16 protein-coding genes and 1 tRNA gene are annotated in these 16,697 nt (G+C 71.0%); 6 read left to right on the forward strand and 11 right to left on the reverse strand.

Annotation, left to right across the window (positions count from 1 at the left end; genetic code table 11):
* Positions 1–24 precede the first annotated feature (24 nt).
* Positions 25–264 carry a hypothetical protein gene (locus NS331_RS06235; protein WP_058641149.1) on the reverse strand — a complete coding sequence of 80 codons (240 nt, stop codon included), beginning with the start codon at positions 262–264 and terminating at the stop codon, positions 25–27.
* A 647-nt stretch (positions 265–911) separates the two neighbouring features.
* On the opposite strand from NS331_RS06235, the gene NS331_RS06240 reads away from it, so the two are divergent.
* From NS331_RS06240 to NS331_RS06255, 4 genes are all read left to right on the forward strand, one after another.
* Positions 912–1,691, forward strand: a complete 780-nt coding sequence (locus NS331_RS06240; RefSeq protein ID WP_058641150.1) for an enoyl-CoA hydratase — start codon at positions 912–914, stop codon at positions 1,689–1,691.
* A 53-nt stretch (positions 1,692–1,744) separates the two neighbouring features.
* Positions 1,745–1,821 (forward strand) — tRNA-Met (locus NS331_RS06245).
* 107 nt (positions 1,822–1,928) lie between these two features.
* Complete coding sequence (locus NS331_RS06250; protein ID WP_058641159.1) at positions 1,929–2,615, forward strand: response regulator; 687 nt, start codon at positions 1,929–1,931, stop codon at positions 2,613–2,615.
* On the forward strand, positions 2,612–3,970 hold the full coding sequence (locus NS331_RS06255; RefSeq protein WP_242873671.1) for an ATP-binding protein: 1,359 nt from the start codon (positions 2,612–2,614) through the stop codon (positions 3,968–3,970). The genes NS331_RS06250 and NS331_RS06255 overlap by 4 nt, the downstream gene beginning before the upstream one ends.
* Positions 3,971–3,997: 27 nt before the next feature.
* Here the strand turns inward: NS331_RS06255 and NS331_RS06260 are convergent, their stop codons facing one another.
* The 6 genes from NS331_RS06260 to NS331_RS06285 form a co-directional block, all read right to left on the reverse strand.
* Positions 3,998–4,651: a tetratricopeptide repeat protein gene (locus NS331_RS06260; protein WP_058641161.1), complete on the reverse strand. Its 654-nt coding sequence runs from the start codon at positions 4,649–4,651 to the stop codon at positions 3,998–4,000.
* Between the two features lie 131 nt (positions 4,652–4,782).
* On the reverse strand, positions 4,783–5,664 hold the full coding sequence (locus NS331_RS06265) for an SDR family oxidoreductase (RefSeq protein ID WP_082702297.1): 882 nt from the start codon (positions 5,662–5,664) through the stop codon (positions 4,783–4,785).
* Positions 5,661–6,353, reverse strand: a complete 693-nt coding sequence (locus tag NS331_RS06270; protein WP_058641151.1) for an iron-containing redox enzyme family protein — start codon at positions 6,351–6,353, stop codon at positions 5,661–5,663. The genes NS331_RS06265 and NS331_RS06270 overlap by 4 nt, the downstream gene beginning before the upstream one ends.
* A 158-nt stretch (positions 6,354–6,511) precedes the next feature.
* Positions 6,512–8,005 carry an AMP-binding protein gene (locus NS331_RS06275; RefSeq protein WP_082702298.1) on the reverse strand — a complete coding sequence of 498 codons (1,494 nt, stop codon included), beginning with the start codon at positions 8,003–8,005 and terminating at the stop codon, positions 6,512–6,514.
* Positions 8,002–8,655 carry a thermostable hemolysin gene (locus tag NS331_RS06280; protein ID WP_058641152.1) on the reverse strand — a complete coding sequence of 218 codons (654 nt, stop codon included), beginning with the start codon at positions 8,653–8,655 and terminating at the stop codon, positions 8,002–8,004. Before NS331_RS06280 ends, NS331_RS06275 begins: the two co-directional genes overlap by 4 nt.
* A gap of 170 nt (positions 8,656–8,825) precedes the next feature.
* A complete protein-coding gene (locus NS331_RS06285) occupies positions 8,826–9,656 on the reverse strand; it encodes a transporter (protein WP_193758049.1) in 831 nt (276 codons plus the stop codon).
* A 126-nt stretch (positions 9,657–9,782) separates the two neighbouring features.
* On the opposite strand from NS331_RS06285, the gene NS331_RS06290 reads away from it, so the two are divergent.
* Both NS331_RS06290 and NS331_RS06295 read left to right on the forward strand, forming a co-directional pair.
* Positions 9,783–10,010, forward strand: a complete 228-nt coding sequence (locus NS331_RS06290; RefSeq protein ID WP_058641154.1) for a DUF7661 family protein — start codon at positions 9,783–9,785, stop codon at positions 10,008–10,010.
* Between the two features lie 105 nt (positions 10,011–10,115).
* Positions 10,116–11,093: a tripartite tricarboxylate transporter substrate binding protein gene (locus tag NS331_RS06295; protein WP_058641155.1), complete on the forward strand. Its 978-nt coding sequence runs from the start codon at positions 10,116–10,118 to the stop codon at positions 11,091–11,093.
* Between the two features lie 66 nt (positions 11,094–11,159).
* On the opposite strand, the gene NS331_RS06300 is transcribed toward NS331_RS06295, so the two are convergent.
* The 4 genes from NS331_RS06300 to NS331_RS06315 all read right to left on the reverse strand — a co-directional run bounded on the left by NS331_RS06300 (position 11,160) and on the right by NS331_RS06315 (position 16,156).
* A complete protein-coding gene (locus NS331_RS06300; protein WP_058641156.1) occupies positions 11,160–12,602 on the reverse strand; it encodes an NAD-dependent succinate-semialdehyde dehydrogenase in 1,443 nt (480 codons plus the stop codon).
* 122 nt (positions 12,603–12,724) lie between these two features.
* The gene (locus NS331_RS06305; protein ID WP_058641162.1) at positions 12,725–13,534 is read right to left on the reverse strand and encodes an HAD-IIB family hydrolase; all 810 of its coding nucleotides are present in this window, start codon (positions 13,532–13,534) and stop codon (positions 12,725–12,727) included.
* Positions 13,535–13,548: 14 nt separating this feature from the next.
* Positions 13,549–15,183: a peptide chain release factor 3 gene (locus NS331_RS06310; RefSeq protein ID WP_153012760.1), complete on the reverse strand. Its 1,635-nt coding sequence runs from the start codon at positions 15,181–15,183 to the stop codon at positions 13,549–13,551.
* A gap of 91 nt (positions 15,184–15,274) precedes the next feature.
* Positions 15,275–16,156 (reverse strand): UDP-2,3-diacylglucosamine diphosphatase, encoded by an 882-nt coding sequence (locus NS331_RS06315; protein ID WP_058641158.1) that lies wholly within the window; start codon positions 16,154–16,156, stop codon positions 15,275–15,277.
* Positions 16,157–16,697: the final 541 nt, after the last annotated feature.

The raw sequence follows: 16,697 nt of genomic DNA on the forward strand, positions 1-16,697 counted from the left end.
TCGTCCCCCCTTGCCGCCACCAGGTCAGGTGGTGGCGGCAAGGGGGGACGACTCGGCGGTCGGGACGGGCTGCGCCGCCGGCTCGGCCTGCGCATCGGCAGTCGCATCGGTCGCGGCCTGCGCCTTTTCCGAGGCCAGCCGGGCCTCGTCCGCTGCCTTGTGACGGGCAAACAATTCGCCGGCGGCCGCCAGAAGGCCGCCCAGCGGGAGCGCTTTTCGCCAGCGCGACGCTCCCTTCTTTCGACCTTTGCCCGACTCGTTCATCCTCGACCCCAATGTTGCATTTGGGAAATATTCTGTCAGTCGGTCTTCAGCTTGAAAACATCTGAAACAAGGTCCAAGGACTATTTATCAATTTCCTCCTATGTTTTAGGTAGCGGACCGTCGCACTTTGCGCACGGCCTTTTCCGACAGCAAAAATTGGCGCGTTTACAAGTAGCGACAATTTATTTCCCCGAGGCGCACGCCCGCTGCCGACCCCACTCTTCATTGGGAAACGGCACCCCGCGCGCACGCAGACGGCGGGCCGCCATCCCATATTCGATGGATGGCGGTCACCTTCGGCAATGCGGTCCTTTTTTGTTTTTTAAACGCACTTACCGCTCCCGCATCCCCACCGGCCTGGAAACAACCAGAAACAAGAATCGCATGGTTTGAGGATGGTGGCGCAATTTTCAGCGTGAAGATGTACCCCATCTGGGTGAATTCGATCCCTGTTTTTTTGAATTGGCCGAATTGCCATCCCCTATTTCAATGAGCATCCTCAAAAATGAGGAGGCAGCGGGATTCCGGCAGTTCAGGCCAGCGGCTCAGGCGCGCGCCATGACGCCGTCGCCGCGCCGTCTCCCGCACCGGTGCGCCCACCGACCCTTTCCCGCATACTCCGGCGCTCAGACCCGAGGAGACCACCCGTGAGCTACGAGAACATCGAAGTGCGCGTCGAAGCCGGCAAGGTCGGCATCGTCACGCTAAACCGTCCCAAGGCCCTCAACGCGCTCAACGACGCGCTGATGAACGAGCTGGGCGCCGCCCTCAAGGCCTTCGACGCCGACGAGGCCATCGGCTGCATGATCATTACCGGCAGCGAACGCGCCTTCGCCGCCGGCGCGGACATCGCGCTGATGGCCAAGTACAGCTTCGTCGACACCTACAAGGGCGACTACATCACCCGCAACTGGGAGTCGGTGCGCTCGATCCGCAAGCCCGTGATCGCCGCCGTCAGCGGCTTCGCCCTGGGCGGCGGCTGCGAGCTGGCCATGATGTGCGACTTCATCATCGCGGCCGACAACGCGAAGTTCGGCCAGCCGGAGATCAAGCTGGGCGTGATCCCCGGCGCCGGCGGCACCCAGCGCCTGCCGCGCGCCGTCGGCAAGGCCAAGGCCATGGACATGGCCCTCACCGGCCGCATGATGGACGCCGCCGAGGCCGAGCGCGCCGGCCTGGTGAGCCGCGTGGTGCCCTACGACAAGCTCATGGACGAGGCCCTGGGCGCGGCGCTCACCATCGCCGACTTCTCGCAGATCGCCGTCATGGCGGCCAAGGAATCGGTCAACCGCGCCTTCGAAGGCACGCTGGCCGATGGCGTGATGTTCGAGCGGCGCCTGTTCCACGCCCTCTTCGCCACCGCCGACCAGAAGGAGGGCATGGATGCCTTCCTGAACAAGCGCAAGCCGGAGTTCAGGCACCAGTGAGCGCCGCGGGGGCTTGCGCGGCCTGATTTTTGCCCCCTATAATGGCAGGCTTCGGCGCTTTAGCTCAGTCGGTTAGAGCGATGGAATCATAATCCACAGGTCCGCGGTTCGAGTCCGTGAAGCGCCACCAAACCTGAAAGGGGCTCCGTGCACACGGAGCCCCTTTTGCTTTGCGCCCGCGGTCGTTGTCGCGCGGCTATGCTGGCGCACCCCTTCGCCGCCGCACCGACCACCCCCATGCGCCTCATGATCGTGGAAGACGACACCCTGCTGGGCGACGCCCTCGCCCAGGGCCTGCGCCAGCGCGGGCATGCGGTGGACTGGTTTCGGGACGGCACGCAGGCCGATGCCGCGCTGGCCGGCGCGCCCTTCGACGCCGTGGTGCTCGACCTGGGTCTGCCCGGCAGCGACGGCATGGTCTGGCTGCGCCGCTGGCGCGCCGCCGGCCATGCGCTGCCGCTGCTGGTGCTCACCGCGCGCGACGGCATCGAGCAGCGCATCGACGGTCTGGACGCCGGTGCCGACGACTACCTGGTCAAGCCCATCACGCTGGACGAACTGGCCGCCCGCCTGCGCGCGCTGGTGCGGCGCACGGCCGGGCAGTCGCAGGCCGTGTGGCAGCACGGCCAGTTGCGCTACGAGCCGGCGAGCAAGCGCGTGCACTGGTGCGGCGTGCCGGTGGAACTCACCGGCCGCGAAGTCGCCCTGCTCGAGATCTTCCTGAGCCAGCCGCAGCGCGTGCTGTCCAAATCCACCCTGCTCGAGAAGCTGTACGACTGGAGCGGCGGTGAGCCCGAGGGCAATTCGCTGGAGGTGCACATCCACCACCTGCGCCGCAAGATCGACCCCGGCATCGTGCGCACGGTGCGCGGCGTGGGCTACGCGCTGGGCACCGGCGAGCCGCCGCCGGAGCCGCGGCGGTGAGCCTCCAGCGCCGCCTGCTGCTGTACCTGATGATCTGCGCCCCGCTGGTGTGGGGCGCGGCGCTGTACTTCTCCATCCAGCGGGCGCGGCACGAGGTCAACGAGATGTTCGACACCGAGCTCGTGCGCCTCGCCCGCCAGGTGCAGGCCACGCTGGGCGACGGCTATCCCGCCGCCGCGAGCACCCTGCCGCCCGCGCCGCGGGAAGGCGCGCCCGAGGCCGGCGATGCGGACGTGCGCGACCTGGCCATCGCCGTGTGGTCAGCGCAGGGCGCGCTGGCACTGTCCGACCGCGAGGGCGTGGACCTGCCCTACCGCCGGGACGCCAGCGGCTTCGTCGATGCGCCGGTGGACGGCCGCGTCTGGCGCGTGTATTACCTGCCCTCGGCCGACGGCCGCTGGCTGGTGGCGGCCGGCCAGGGCGCCTACGAGCGCGACGAGCTGGTCTACGGCCTCACGGTGACGCAGGTGGTGCCCTGGCTGCTGGTGCTGCCGGTGCTGCTGGCGGTGATGACCTGGGCCGTGCGCGCCGCGCTGGCGCCCATGCGGCGGCTGACCGACGAGCTGGCCGGCCGCGATGCGCAGGACCTGCGCCCCGTGCCCAGTGCCCGTGCGCCCGCCGAGCTCAAGCCGCTGCTGGGTGCCATGAACGGCCTGTTCCAGCGCATCGAGCAGCTGCTGGTGCGCGAGCGCCGCTTCACCGCCGACGCCGCGCACGAGCTGCGCACGCCGCTGGCCGTGCTCGGCGCCCAGTGGGACGTGGTGCGGCATGCCGCCTCGCCCGAGGAGCGCCGCCTGGCCGAAGACAAGCTCAGCACCGGCCTGCGCCGCATGGAGCGGCTGGTGACGCAGATGCTGTCGCTGTCGCGGGTGGAGTCCGGCGTGCTGCCGGCCATGGACGCCGAGATCGACTGGCATCCCATCGTCGAGCAGGCCATGAGCGACTGCCTGCCCCTGGCCGAGCGCCGCCGCATCGAGCTGGCCTGCGAATGGCCCGCGCCCGGCGTGCACCCGATGCCGCTGCTGGGCGACAGCCACCTGCTGACGGTGCTGGTGCGCAACCTGCTGGACAACGCGGTGCGCTATGCGCCCGAAGGCAGCGCGGTGCTGCTGCACATCGACGCCGAACATCTGGCGGTGGAGAACGACGGCCCGCCTCTGTCGCCCGCTCAGCTCGCGCGCATGGGCGAGCGCTTCTACCGGCCCGATGGCCAGCACGAGGTGGGCAGCGGCCTGGGCGTGTCCATCGTGCGGCGCATCGCCCAGCTGCACGGGCTGGAACTGCAGCTCGGCCCCCGCACCGACGACGGCCAGGGCGTGCGGGCCATGCTTCGCTTCGACGCCGCCCATCGCTGACGCGGCACGGCCCGGGGCCGCCGGCGCTCAGCGCGCCTTGACCTTGTCGATCAGCGCCTTGGCTTCCTCGCGGCGGCCGGCATCGGCGAGCTGGCGGCCGGGTCGGGCCGGCGCCTGCAGGGCGCGCTCCAGGTAGGGCAGCGCCTGCTCGGGCTGCTTGGTCTCGACCAGGTATTCGCCGTAGAAGAAGTTCGGGTCGATGCCCTTGGGATTGAGAGCCAGCGCCTTCTGCAGCAGCTCCTTGGCCTTGGCCTTGTCGCCGAAGCCCACCGGCCAGCCGGGCACCTTGTAATAGAGCACGCCCAGGCTGTTGTAGGCCGAGCCTTCGAGCACGTCGCCGTTGATGGCGATGGCCGATTCGTACAGCGCCTTGGCCTGCTTGACCAGGCCGAGCGCGCCCAGGCCGCCCTTCTCGCCGGCGATGGAACTGACCACGATACCCTCCCACACCAGCGGCTCGGCCCGGCCGGGGTTGGCTTCGCTCAGCTTGTGCGCCTTGGCGGCCAGGGCTTCGAAGCGCTTCTCGCGCTCGGCCGCCGGCGCCTGGTAGCGGATCACTTCCCAGTCGTGCTGCAGTTCGGCGACGCCGTCCTCCACCGGCCCGGCATGGCTGCGCAGCGGCAGGCCGGCCAGCACGGCGGCGCCGGCCAGCACAGCCAGGCCCAGCCAGGCGCGGCGCATCGGTCGGTGGGTGGCGGCGCGGTCCAGGCGGGCGGCGGTCGGCAGGGGGGCGTTGTTCAGGGTCATGGGGGCGAAGGAGATATGGGGTTGACAGGGTGGGCGTTGCGGCGCGGCGCTCGCTTGGCCGGCGATCACAACTGGCCGTTCTGCAGCGAATGCGCGTCGGCCGAGGCGGGCAGCTTGGCCTCGAAGTCGTCCAGCGTGATGGGCGCCGGCGACTGCGGCGGCGGCAGGCTGCGGCGGTGCGGCGCGAAGGCGCCATCGAGCAGTCCGGGCGCCATGCCGTTGAGCCGCACCGCGAACTTTTCCGGAAAGCCCAGGAAGCGTTCCGGCGCGCCGCTTTCCAGCAGCTGCACCAGCGCGTCCGCCACCACGCCGGCGTCGTCCATGGCGGTCTTGGTGGCCTGGTTGTAGCGCTGGACGGCCTCGCTGTTGAATTCGGTTCTGGTGCTGCGCGGGCCCAGGTACTGCACCCGCACGGGCGTGTCCGCCAGTTCGCGCCGCAGCGATTCGGCAAAGCCGCGCAGGCCGAACTTGCCGGCGCTGTAGACGCTGAAGCCCGGCAGGCCCAGCCGCCCGAGCACCGAGCCGACGAAGATCGCCCGCGCCTCGCGCTGCTGGCGCAGGTGCGGCAGCAGCGCCTGCGTGAGCAGCATGGGCGTGAACAGGTTGAGCTGCAGCACCTGCGCGATGGCCGTGGCGTCGAAAGACTCCAGCCGGCCGAAGGCGGGCATGCCGGCACCGTGCACGACGACGTTGCAATGCCACTGCGCCGCCACCTGCACCAGCGGGTCGATGCTGGACACGCGCGCCAGGTCGGCGGCGTACCACTCGACTCGGTGGCGCTCCACGCCCAGCTCGCGCACCAGCGCGCGGGCCTGGGCGGCCAGGCGGGCCGGCGAGCGGCCGGCCAGCATCACGCTGGCGCCGGCTTCCAGCAGCCGGCGGGCGCTGGCCGCGCCGATGCCACCGCTGGCGCCGGTCAGCAGCACGCGGGCGTCGGCCGCCTTCATGCCGCCACCTTCAGGGGCTGGGCCGGCGCGACGCCCGCGCCCGGCAGCGGCAGGCTGCGGAAGACGTCGCCGTACAGCCGGAAGAAGGCCTTGGCGGCATGCACGATGGCGTCCTGGTCGGCCGGGTCGTCGATGCGGTCCATCAGCAGTTCGAAGTGGGCGGTGTGCTCCTGGTCCAGCGTGCCGTGCGAGCGCAGGTAGCTGAAGGCCGAATCGGGCAGGCCGAGCGGCTTCTGGATCTGGTCGGCGGCCATCAGCGCCAGCGAGACGCTGGTGCCTTCCAGCACGTGCACCATGCCGAAGAAGCCCAGCGGGTTGCGCCGCGCGATGGTGTCGTAGGCATAGGCCACCATCACCTCGGTGGCATGGCCGGGCGGGCCGCGGCGCACGGCCTCGGCATCGCCGCCGCAGGCGCGGATGTCGTCGAGGATCCATTCGTCATGGCCCTGTTCTTCCTCGATGTAGTCGTCGAGGGGGCCTTCGAGCCAGGCATGGCCCGCGTCCAGCCGCGCCCTGAAGGCGCGCATCAGCGGCACCGTGTGGCGCACGTGGTGGTAGGCCTCGCGCAGGAAGGCGAGGTAGCTGGGCAGCGAGACCTCGCCGCGCAGGCAGCCCTGGATGATGGGGGTGCCGAGCAGGCCGGCGCGTTCGGCCGCGGTGTCAGCCAGCAGGCGGGCATGGAAACTCATCGGAAGCTCCGTGGTGCAGAAGGGGTGGAAAGAAAACAGGGGCGACGACGCAACGGGGACAACCACTGCGGAACGGTCGGTCGGGCCATCCGAAATTGCCGGACGGGGCCATCCCGGAGCCGTTGAGGCTGAGTCATCCCTGAACCGTTCGGGCGGGGCTATCCCGCAACCGTTCGGGCTGAGCCTGTCGAAGCCGGGGCGCGCGCGGCCGTGCCTTGCGGCAGCGGCAGGCCCAGCGCCTCGGCATGGCGCGCCAGCACCGCGGCGCGCTGCGGCCGGCCGTTCGCGGTCGCCATGCCGGCCTCGGGCGTGAAAGGGGCGGCGGCGCGGGTCCAGCGCCGCACCTGCGCATAGTCGGGCAGCATGGCATTGGCGGCGTCCACGGCGGCCTGCAGCGTGGCGTCGTCCTCCTCGGCCGCCAGCGGCCACAGCACGGCCGACAGCACCGGCTGGCCGTCGCCGAACACCACCGACTGGCCGATGGCGCGGTGGCCGCGCAGCGCGGTCTCCACCCATTCGGGCGAGACGTTGCGGCCGAAGGCGGTGATCAGCAGGTTCTTCTTGCGGCCGTCCACATGCAGGAAGCCGTCGGCATCCAGCCGGCCCAGGTCGCCGGTCGGCCACCATTCGGCCGGCGCGGCGGTGTCGCCCAGGTAGCCGCCGAACAGGCTGCCGGCCACCTCGATCTCGCCGTCCGCCGCGACGCGCAGCCGCGCATGCGGCAGGGCCGCGCCGGCGCTGCCGGGCCGGTCGCGGCCGGGCAGGTTGAGCGCCTGCACCGAGGCGCCTTCGGAGAGGCCGTAGCCCTCGTAGGCCGGAATGCCCAGCGCCCGCGCGGCCTGCACCAGGCCCGCACCGACGGCGGCGCCGCCCACCGCCACCAGGCGCAGCGACTCGGGCGCGCGCTGGCCCGACTGCGCCAGGTAGCCGGCCCAGGCGCGCAGCATCTGCGGCAGCAGGATCAGGCTGTGCGGCTGGTGCCGCAGCACCGCCGCATGGAAGGTGGCGACGTCGAAGCTGGACGAACCCGTGAGCCCCACCGCCTGCAGCGGCAGCACGATGCAGGTGGCGCCCGCGGCGCGCGGCGCCATCAGGCCGGCGATGTTCTCCAGCAGCACGGCGAAGGGCAGCGCGCACAGGTGGCGCTGCACCGCGAGCGGCGCCATGGCCGTCACCAGGCCGTCAGCCACGCGCTGCATGGCGGCGGCCGACAGGCACACGCCCTTGGGCGCGCCGGTGGTGCCGGAGGTGAAGGTGATCTTGGCGGTGCCGGCCGGCATGGCGGCGGCGCGGGCGGGCAGGCGCAGCAGCACCAGCGGCTGGCCGCCGACCTCGCACGGCGTGGCCGGCGCCTGCGGCCAGCGGGCGGCCACGGGCGGCAGGGTGAGCACGGTGTCCACCCCGGCCGCCTCGATGGCATGGCCCAGCTGGGCCGGCGTGAAGAAGGCCGGCAGCGGCACGTGGACCACGCCGGCCAGTTGGGCGGCATCGTCGGCGATCACCCAGGCGGCCGAGTTGTCCATCAGCGTGGCGAGCACCCGGCTGCCCTGCGCGGTGAGAACGGCGGCCAGGGCGCGGGCCTCGGCCGCGACGTCGGCGGCGGTCCAGCGGCGCTGGCCGTCGTCGATGGCGATGGCGTCGGCCGCGGTCATGCCCGGCCTCCGGCCGCGCGGCGGGCACGGCGCGTCATGAACTGCCGCAGCGCGCGCCGCAGGTGGATGGCGACGACCACCGGCGCATGCGCGTAGTAGCTGCCCCAGCACTGGGCCTGCGGCCCCAGCACCTCGGGCACCGCCGGGCCGAGCATCAGCGGCGCCACGCCCAGGCGTTCGAGCATCACGCGCAGCTCCTGCGTTACGGTGCCCACCACCCAGTCGAAGCCCTCGCCGATGAGGTAGGGGCCGAGCAGCTGCACCAGCCGCCGGCCTTCGCCGCCGCGCGGAGCCGCGAGATTGCCGACCTCGACGATGCCTTCGCGCGCCACGGGCCGGCCGGTCCGGGCGGCCAGCACCGTCTCGACCGGCGCCGGCAGGTATTGCTCCAGGAACAGCGCGCCCGCATCGGCCCGGCGGTAGCCGACCGCGGCCAGCACGTGGGGCCCTTCGCGCAGGGCCAGCAGCATGGGCGCGAAGGACGGCACCAGGGCGCCGTAGCGCTGGGCGTACATGTCGCGGATGCTCTGCTCCACGGCATCGCGCTGCGCATCCGCGGGCGGATGCAGGGTCAGGTGGCCGTGGACGGGAAAGTCGGGCGGGATCGGCGATGTCGGCGTGGCATCGCCCAGTCGGCAGGGCAGGCGCATGGGATTCCTGGAACCGCCCGGGCCCGGAGGCCCGCACGGCAGGTGAAACGATGGGCCTGATGCTCGTGCCGCGCGATTAATGACAAATTAAGCGCACGGGCAGCCTTGCGCCGTGGGGTGACATCGGTCACGGTTCGCCGCGCCGCCACGGGCGCAGGCGCGGTGCCGCACTAGAAGCGGCCCGTCAGGCCGACGGTCGTGGTGGTGGCGGTGGTGCGCTCGACGGCCGGGCGGGCATCGCGGCTGCGGATGACGCCGGCCGCCACGTCCCACTGCGGATGGACGCTGTACACCAGCCCCAGTTCGGCATAGCGGCTGCGCTGGCGCTCGCCGTCGCGTGGCGTGTGGCGCAGCAGGCCGGCATCCACCGCCAGCTTCCAGCGCTCGGCCACGTCCCACACCAGCGCGGCCGACAGCCGCTGGTGGCGCAGGTCGGTGGCCGGGTCGCTGCCGCGCTCGCGGCCCCAGGCGTAGTTGGCATGCAGGGCGCCGAAGGGCAATTGCTGGCTCGCCAGCAGTGTCAGCATGTGCGCGCCGCGGCCCGGCCCCAGGCCGCGGGCCTCGCGCTCGCGGCCGACGGGCGTCAGCCACTCGGGCTTGAGGCCCAGGCTGGTGCCGGTGGCGTCGTTCTCGTAGAAGCGCCACTTCAGGCCCAGGTTGGCGCCGCCCCAGCCGCTCGTGCGCATGGCGTCGTCCCGGTTGCGGGCGTAGCCCTGGCCGGCGTAGAGGTCCAGCGTGTCGATGGCGCCCACGGTGTAGGTGGCGCCGAGCCCGTCGGCGCGGCTGCGCTCCGGCCCGGCGGCCTGGCGGGCGTGCATGCCGCCCAACTCGATCTGCTGCGCGCCGGCGCCCTGCGTGCCGGTGTCGTCGGTGATCAGCGGCTGCATGGCCAGGGCCGGCAGGCCCGCGGCCAGCAGGGCCGCGCCCAGGGCACAGCGCAGGGGCTGCCGGTGCAGCAGCCGCATCGGGCCCTTCGGGGCCTCGCAAGAGTTGTGGTTCATCGTGTGTCGGTTCGGCGCTGCGCATTGGACGGGAAGGCCGTGAATTCCCGGTGAATCGGCCGGCGAGGCCTTGCGCCGGCAGGGCCAGGCGACGCATCCTTGCCGATCGCCCACCCGCACCCCGCCATGCCCACGCCCCTCTCGCCGCGCTTCGACATTTTCGGCCGGATCGTGCAGGTCGAACGCCATCACGATGGCTGGCAGGCCTGGGACATCGGCCCGGACGGCAAGCGCGCGCCGGCCGGCTTCGTGGTGCCGGACTTCCTGGCCGAGGACGAGATCGTCCAGTACCTGTTCGACCTCTTCCACGAGAGCGCGACGCCGGGCAGGGGCGACGTGCGCCGCCTGCGCTGACGCGCCGGTCGCCCACGGGACTGCCGGGGGACTTCACCCGATTGCTGCGCCGCGTGGCAGCCCGCCTAATCGCCGGTCCTACAAGTCAAGATTCGGAGATCTCCCATGCACCGTCGCCCCCTCATCGCCGCATTGATGCTGGCCGCCCTCGGCGCGGCCGCCCTGCCCGCGCAGGCCCAGCCGGCCGCACGCGCCTTTCCCGAGAAACCCATCCGCCTCGTCATCGCCTTTCCGGCCGGCGGCCCGACCGACATCACCATGCGCCAGCTGGCCGAGAACGCCGGCAAGGTGCTGGGCCAGCCGGTCATCATCGAGAACAAGCCCGGGGCCGGTGGCACGCTGCCGGCCCAGCAGCTGCAGACCGTGCAGCCCGACGGCTACACGGTGGCACAGATCCCGCTCGGCGTGTTCCGCCTGGGCTACACCACCAAGCTCAACTGGGACCCGATCAAGGACATCAGCTACGTGCTGAACGTCACCGGCTATGCCTTCGGCATCGTGGTGCCGGCCGACAGCCCGTTCAAGAACTGGGCCGACTTCGTGGCCTATGCCAAGGCCAATCCGGGCAAGCTCACCTACGGCTCCACCGGCACGCTGACCAGCCCGCACCTGACCACCGAGCTGGTGGCGCAGCGTGCCGGCATCCAGCTGCAGCACGTGCCCTACAAGGGCAGCGCCGACCTGACGCTGGCGCTGATGAGCGGCCAGCTGATGGCCGGCGCCGACAGCACCGGCTGGGCGCCCTACGTGGAGTCCGGCAAGATGCGCGTGCTCAACACCTGGGGCGACAAGCGCCTGGCGCGCTTCCCCGATGCGCCCACGCTCAAGGAGCTGGGCTACGACATCGTGCAGAACTCGCCCTTCGGCATCGGCGCGCCGCGCGGCACGCCGCCCGAGGTGGTGAAGAAGCTGCACGACGCCTTCAAGCAGGCGATGGACGAGCCCAGCTACCTGGCCGCGCTCGCCAAGTACGACATGGTGCCGATCTACATGGGCAGCGCCGACTACACCCGCTTCGCCCGCGAGACGGTGGACCGCGAAAAGGCCGTGATCGACAAGCTGGGGCTGGCCAAGCCGCAGTGAGCGTGACGCCAAACGCAGAAAGGGCCGCGCGATGCGGCCCTTTCTGCTGCTGAGCCAGCGCTTCGCTCAAGCCGCCATGATCGTGACGGCCTTGGTGTTGAGATACGCCTCGATGGCCTCCGGGCCGCCTTCGGAGCCGTAGCCCGAATCCTTGACGCCGCCGAAGGGCATCTCCGGCGTGGGCGTGGCCGGCTGGTTGATCCAGACCATGCCCGCCTCGATGCGCTGCGACAGCAGGTGCGCGTTCTTGATCGAGCGCGTGTACGCGTACGAGGACAGGCCGAAGGGCAGGCGGTTGGCCTCGGCGATGGCGTCTTCCAGCTGGTCGAAGCCGCGGATCGCCGCCACCGGACCGAAGGGCTCGTCGTTGAACACCGAGGCTTCCAGCGGCACGTCGTCCAGCACGGTGGGCGCGAAGAAGTTGCCTTCGCTGCCGATGCGCTCGCCGCCGGCGACCACCTTGGCGCCCTTGGCGCGCGCGTCCTGCACCACGTTGGCCATGGCGGTCAGCCGGCGCGCATTGGCCAGCGGGCCCATCGAAGTGCCTTCGGCCAGGCCGTCGCCCACCTTCAGGCCCTGCGCATGCTTGACCAGTGCCGCGGTGAACTCGGCCTTGATGCTGTTGTGCACCAGGAAGCGGGTCGGCGAGATGCAGACCTGGCCGGCGTTACGGAACTTGGCGGCACCGGCGGCCTTGACGGCCAGGGCGATGTCGGCGTCGTCGGCCACGATCACCGGGGCATGGCCGCCCAGTTCCATGGTGGCGCGCTTCATGTGCTGGCCGGCCAGGGCGGCCAGCTGCTTGCCCACCGGCGTGGAGCCGGTGAAGGTGATCTTGCGGATCACCGGATGCGGGATCAGGTAGCTGGAGATCTCGGCCGGATCGCCGAACACCAGGCCCACCACGCCGGCCGGCACGCCGGCGTCGACGAAGGCCTTGATCAGGGCGGCGGGCGAGGCGGGCGTTTCTTCCGGCGCCTTCACCAGGAAGGAGCAGCCGGCGGCCAGCGCGGCGCCCAGCTTGCGCACCACTTGGTTGATCGGGAAGTTCCAGGGCGTGAAGGCGGCGACGGGGCCGACCGGTTCCTTAATGACCAGCGACTGCGCCGCCAGGTTGCGCGAGGGCACGATGCGGCCGTACACGCGGCGGCCTTCGTCGGCGAACCATTCGATGATGTCGGCGGCGGCCACCACTTCGATGCGGGCTTCGGCCAGCGGCTTGCCCTGCTCCTGCGTCAGCAGCGGCGCGATCTCGTTGGCGCGCTCGCGCACCAGGCCGGCGGCCTTGCGCATGAGGGCGGCGCGCTCGTGCGCCGGCGTGAAGCGCCAGGCCTCGAAGCCCTTCTGCGCCGCGGCCAGGGCGCGGTCCAGGTCCTCCTTGCCCGCATGGGCCACCTTGCCGATGGGCTGGCCGGTGGCGGGGTTGATCACGTCCAGGGTCTTGCCGCTGGCGGCGTCGACCCATTCGTTGGCGATCAGGAGCTGGGTGTTGGGGTAGGAGGCGGTCATGGTCGTCTTTCGAGGAAGAGAAGGCTGACGGGCTGGCCGAGCGCTGGCGGCTGCATGCGTGCCGTGCCGGCGCGCGCGGCGTAGCCTTCCATCCTAACGCGGCAGGCCGCCGGCTGCAGCCTTCAGCCGCGCGCGGCCAGCACCGCCCGCGCGGCCTGCGCGAAGCCGGCACCGCGCTCGCCGGCAGCCACGTAGTGCGGCAGGTGCGTGAGGTGCGGCACGAAGCGCGCGACGTTGGCCACGCCGATGCTGTGGTCGAAGGCGTGGAACATCAGCGCGTCGTTGGTCGAATCGCCCACGTAGGCCCAGCGCGCCATCTCGGCGTCCAGATCGCGGCCCCACAGTTCACGCACGATCCAGCGCGCGCCCGACAGCTTGTTGTGCTCGCCGTACCAGCCGTTGATGTGGATGCTGCTCACGGTGGCGTGCATGCCCTCGTGCCGCATGGCCAGCACGACCTTGTCGATCTGCGCCTCGGACAGCTGCGTGAACTCGCTGTGGTCGATGGCGATGTCGCATTCGCGGCCGGCGCTGTCGGTGGCGCGGCGCGCGCCCGCGATGCTGGCTTCGATGTGCGCCAGCACGGCCTGCATGCGCGCAAAGTTGGCGGCGCGCGTGGCGGCGTCCTGCTGGTAGCGCTTGTTCAAGGCGCGCACGCCGCCGGGCTGCCACGGCCCCTCCGGCACCAGGGCCACGGCGCCGTTCTCGGCGACGATGGCGTCGAGCGGCCAGCGGGCGGCGAAGGGCTCGCTCCAACCCACCGGCCGGCCGGTGATGGCCACCACGTGCAGGCCGGCGGACTGCAGCGCGGCCAGTGCCGCCAGCGCGTCGGGCGTGATGGCGCCGTCGGTGGTCAGCGTGTCATCGATGTCGGTGAACACGCCCACCAGGCCGCGCCGGGACGCTTCGGGCCAGTCGGCCAGCGGCCGCATCGTCTTGCCCAGCATCAGCCGGCCGTCTGCAGCGCCAGGCCGGCGTGCTCGCGCAGCGGATGGAAATGGATCTTGGGAAAGCGCTCCTGCGCCAGCCGCACGTCGTAGGGGCTGGTGCACAGGAAGGCCAGCGTGTCGGCCGCGTCGCGCGCCATGCGCAGCGGGTAGGCGTTCTCGAACTCGCGCAGCTCGGCCGGCGTGTCGGCGGTGATCCAGCGCGCGCCGGTGTACTGGCAGCCCTCCAGGCGGATGTCGCAGTCGTACTCGGTGTTCAGCCGGTGCTGCACCACCTCGAACTGCAGCTGACCGACAGCGCCCAGCAGCATGTTGCCGCCGGCCTCGGGCTTGAAGACCTGGATGGCGCCCTCCTCGCCCAGCTGCATCAGGCCCTGCTGCAGCTGCTTGGTGCGCAGCGGGTTCTTCAGCACCACGGTCATGAACATCTCGGGCGCGAAGAAGGGCAGCCCGGTGAACTGCAGGCTGGCGCCGTCGGTGAGCGTGTCGCCCAGCTGCACGCCGCCGTGGGTGGTGAAGCCCACGATGTCGCCGGCATAGGCCTCTTCGACGGCCTCGCGGCGCTGGCTCATGAAGGTCACGACGCTGGTGGGGCGCAGCTCCTTGGCGGTGCGCTGAACCTTCAGCTTCATGCCCGGTTGGTACTTGCCCGAGGCGATGCGCACGAAGGCGATGCGGTCGCGGTGGTTGGCGTCCATGTTGGCCTGCACCTTGAACACGACACCGGCGAAGTCCTTGTCCTCGGGCTGGATCTCCTTGACCACCGGCTGGCGGTTGACCAGCGTGGTGCTGGTGCGCGGGCGCGGTGCGGGGGCCAGGTCGACCAGCGCATCCAGCACCTCCATCACGCCGAAGTTGTTGACGCCGGAGCCGAAGAACACGGGCGTCTGCTTGCCGGCCAGGAAAGCCTCGTGGTTCCACTCGGGCGAGGCGCCGGTGGCCAGTTCCATGCTCTCCAGGGCGTTGTCGAACTCGGCGCCGAAGCGGGCGCGGAGCTTGTCGGTGTCGCTCAGGGGAATGGTCTCGAAGTCCTGCGGCCGGCGCTCGCTGCCGGACTCGAACACCGTCATGGCCTGGGTGCGCAGGTTGATGATGCCGCCGAAGCTCTTGCCCTGGCCCACCGGCCAGGTCATGGGCACGCAGGGCATGCCCAGCTCGCGCTCCACCTCGTCGAGGATGTCCAGCGGCTCGCGCACCTCGCGGTCCATCTTGTTGACGAAGGTGATGATGGGCGTGTCGCGCTGGCGGCAGACCTCGATCAGCCGGCGGGTCTGCGATTCCACGCCGTTGGCGGCGTCGATGACCATCAGCGCAGAGTCCACGGCCGTGAGCACGCGGTAGGTGTCTTCGGAGAAGTCCTTGTGGCCGGGCGTGTCGAGCAGGTTGACCACGTGGTCGCGGTAGCTCATCTGCATGACCGAGCTGGCCACCGAGATGCCGCGCTGCTTCTCGATCTCCATCCAGTCCGAGGTGGCGTGGCGGCTGGCCTTGCGGCCCTTGACGGCGCCGGCGATCTGGATCGCGCCGGAGAACAGCAGCAGCTTCTCCGTCAGCGTGGTCTTGCCCGCGTCGGGGTGGGAAATGATGGCGAAGGTGCGGCGGCGGCGCGTTTCGGCGGCGTAGGGAGAGGACACAGGCGGGCTCCAGGGCAACCCGCCATTTTCGCAGACGGCGGCGCGGCTGCCGTGCGGACCGGGGCTTTGCGGCGGTGCGCGCCGTGCGCGTTCAGCCCAGGGCGGGCACGGCCTGCGCGGTGCGGCGGCCGTGCTGGCGCACGCGGGGCGTCCAGTCCACCAGCTCCAGCCGGCCGTCCGCATGCTCGGCCAGGGCCGTCAGGCTCTCGACCCAGTCGCCGTCGTTGCAGTAGAGGATGCCGTCGATCTCGCGCATCTCGGCATGGTGGATGTGGCCGCAGACCACGCCCTGCATGCCGCGGCGCTCGGCCTCGCGCGCCACGGCCTGCTCGAAGTCGCCCATGTAGCTCACGGCGCGCTTGACCTTGTGCTTGAGGTACTTGGACAGCGACCAGTAGGGCAGGCCCATCCGGGCGCGCAGCGAATTGAAGTGCCGGTTCAGGCGCAGCGTGAATTCGTAGAGCGAGTCGCCCACATAGGCCAGCCATTTGGCGCACTGGATGACGCCGTCGAACAGGTCGCCGTGGATCACCCACAGCTTGCGGCCGTCGGCGGTCTCGTGCACCCATTCGTCGGCGACTTCGATGCCGCCGAAGTTGTGGTGCAGGTACTTGCGGGCAAACTCGTCGTGGTTTCCCGGGATGAAGATCACCCGCGTGCCCTTGCGCGCCTTGCGCAGCAGCTTCTGCACCACGTCGTTGTGGGCCTGCGGCCAGTACCAGTGCCGACGCAGCTGCCAGCCGTCGACGATGTCGCCGACCAGGTACAGCGTCTCGCATTCGGTGTTCTTCAGGAAGTCGAGCAGGGCGTTGGCCTGGCAGCCGGGCGTGCCCAGGTGCAGGTCGGAAATCCACAGCGTACGAAAGCGCAGCACGGGGCGATCGCCCTCGCCCCCGCCTTCGTCCTCGCCGGCGTCGGACAGGCGGCCGGCGTTGTCTTGCCAGGCGCGCAGGAAGGCGTCGTCGCGTTGCATGGACCGGCAGCATCGGCGCGGCGCGTGACGGGGGCGTGACACAGGGCAGGCGCTGCTCTGGGAGCGCTGCTTTGCCGGTGCCTGTTGCTGGGTCTGGCTGCGTGGCCACTCGGTGCTTGCTTCCTGCTGATGGCTTCACCAGGAGTCGGGGGGGCACAGCGACCGTGGTGCGGCGCACAGCCGGTGCGAGGGACGGGGCGCTAACCGGCAGAGGACGCCGGCATGCGCTCTCCGGCACCGCGTCGCGCTCACCGGCTTGCCACACCAGACGGGTGCTCGCTCTCCACCGACGTGCTTGGGGCACTGCACGGCGCCGCGAATGGGGCGCCTCCGATCGCACACCGGCATCCTCCGCCTCGACGCTGCACGCGAATCCCCCGCCGCTGCGGACGCGCCTGCCCGGTCGGTGCGCCCTTTTACCCGGACCGGATCGCGCCTCCGTTGGGGCCGAGCCAGTCGAAGCCCGGGTCAACCACGAATGCCCCATGACCGTCCGGCCTGCGCCTCTCGAAACCCGGGAGCATCCCGCCCTTCGACAAGC

This window comes from Pseudacidovorax intermedius (genome assembly GCF_001476815.1).
In the GTDB taxonomy this organism is placed as follows: Bacteria; Pseudomonadota; Gammaproteobacteria; order Burkholderiales; family Burkholderiaceae_C; genus Xenophilus; species Xenophilus intermedius_A.

Excerpts from the sequence above, each read along its gene's own strand:
- NS331_RS06235 (WP_058641149.1), bottom strand. The coding sequence starts at position 264 with ATGAACGAGTCGGGCAAAGGTCGAAAGAAGGGAGCGTCGCGCTGGCGA.
- NS331_RS06250 (WP_058641159.1), top strand. The coding sequence starts at position 1,929 with ATGCGCCTCATGATCGTGGAAGACGACACCCTGCTGGGCGACGCCCTC.
- NS331_RS06260 (WP_058641161.1), bottom strand. The coding sequence starts at position 4,651 with ATGCGCCGCGCCTGGCTGGGCCTGGCTGTGCTGGCCGGCGCCGCCGTG.
- NS331_RS06265 (WP_082702297.1), bottom strand. The coding sequence starts at position 5,664 with ATGAAGGCGGCCGACGCCCGCGTGCTGCTGACCGGCGCCAGCGGTGGC.
- NS331_RS06270 (WP_058641151.1), bottom strand. The coding sequence starts at position 6,353 with ATGAGTTTCCATGCCCGCCTGCTGGCTGACACCGCGGCCGAACGCGCC.
- NS331_RS06275 (WP_082702298.1), bottom strand. The coding sequence starts at position 8,005 with ATGACCGCGGCCGACGCCATCGCCATCGACGACGGCCAGCGCCGCTGG.
- NS331_RS06280 (WP_058641152.1), bottom strand. The coding sequence starts at position 8,655 with ATGCGCCTGCCCTGCCGACTGGGCGATGCCACGCCGACATCGCCGATC.
- NS331_RS06285 (WP_193758049.1), bottom strand. The coding sequence starts at position 9,656 with ATGAACCACAACTCTTGCGAGGCCCCGAAGGGCCCGATGCGGCTGCTG.
- NS331_RS06290 (WP_058641154.1), top strand. The coding sequence starts at position 9,783 with ATGCCCACGCCCCTCTCGCCGCGCTTCGACATTTTCGGCCGGATCGTG.
- NS331_RS06295 (WP_058641155.1), top strand. The coding sequence starts at position 10,116 with ATGCACCGTCGCCCCCTCATCGCCGCATTGATGCTGGCCGCCCTCGGC.
- NS331_RS06300 (WP_058641156.1), bottom strand. The coding sequence starts at position 12,602 with ATGACCGCCTCCTACCCCAACACCCAGCTCCTGATCGCCAACGAATGG.
- NS331_RS06305 (WP_058641162.1), bottom strand. The coding sequence starts at position 13,534 with ATGCGGCCGCTGGCCGACTGGCCCGAAGCGTCCCGGCGCGGCCTGGTG.
- NS331_RS06315 (WP_058641158.1), bottom strand. The coding sequence starts at position 16,156 with ATGCAACGCGACGACGCCTTCCTGCGCGCCTGGCAAGACAACGCCGGC.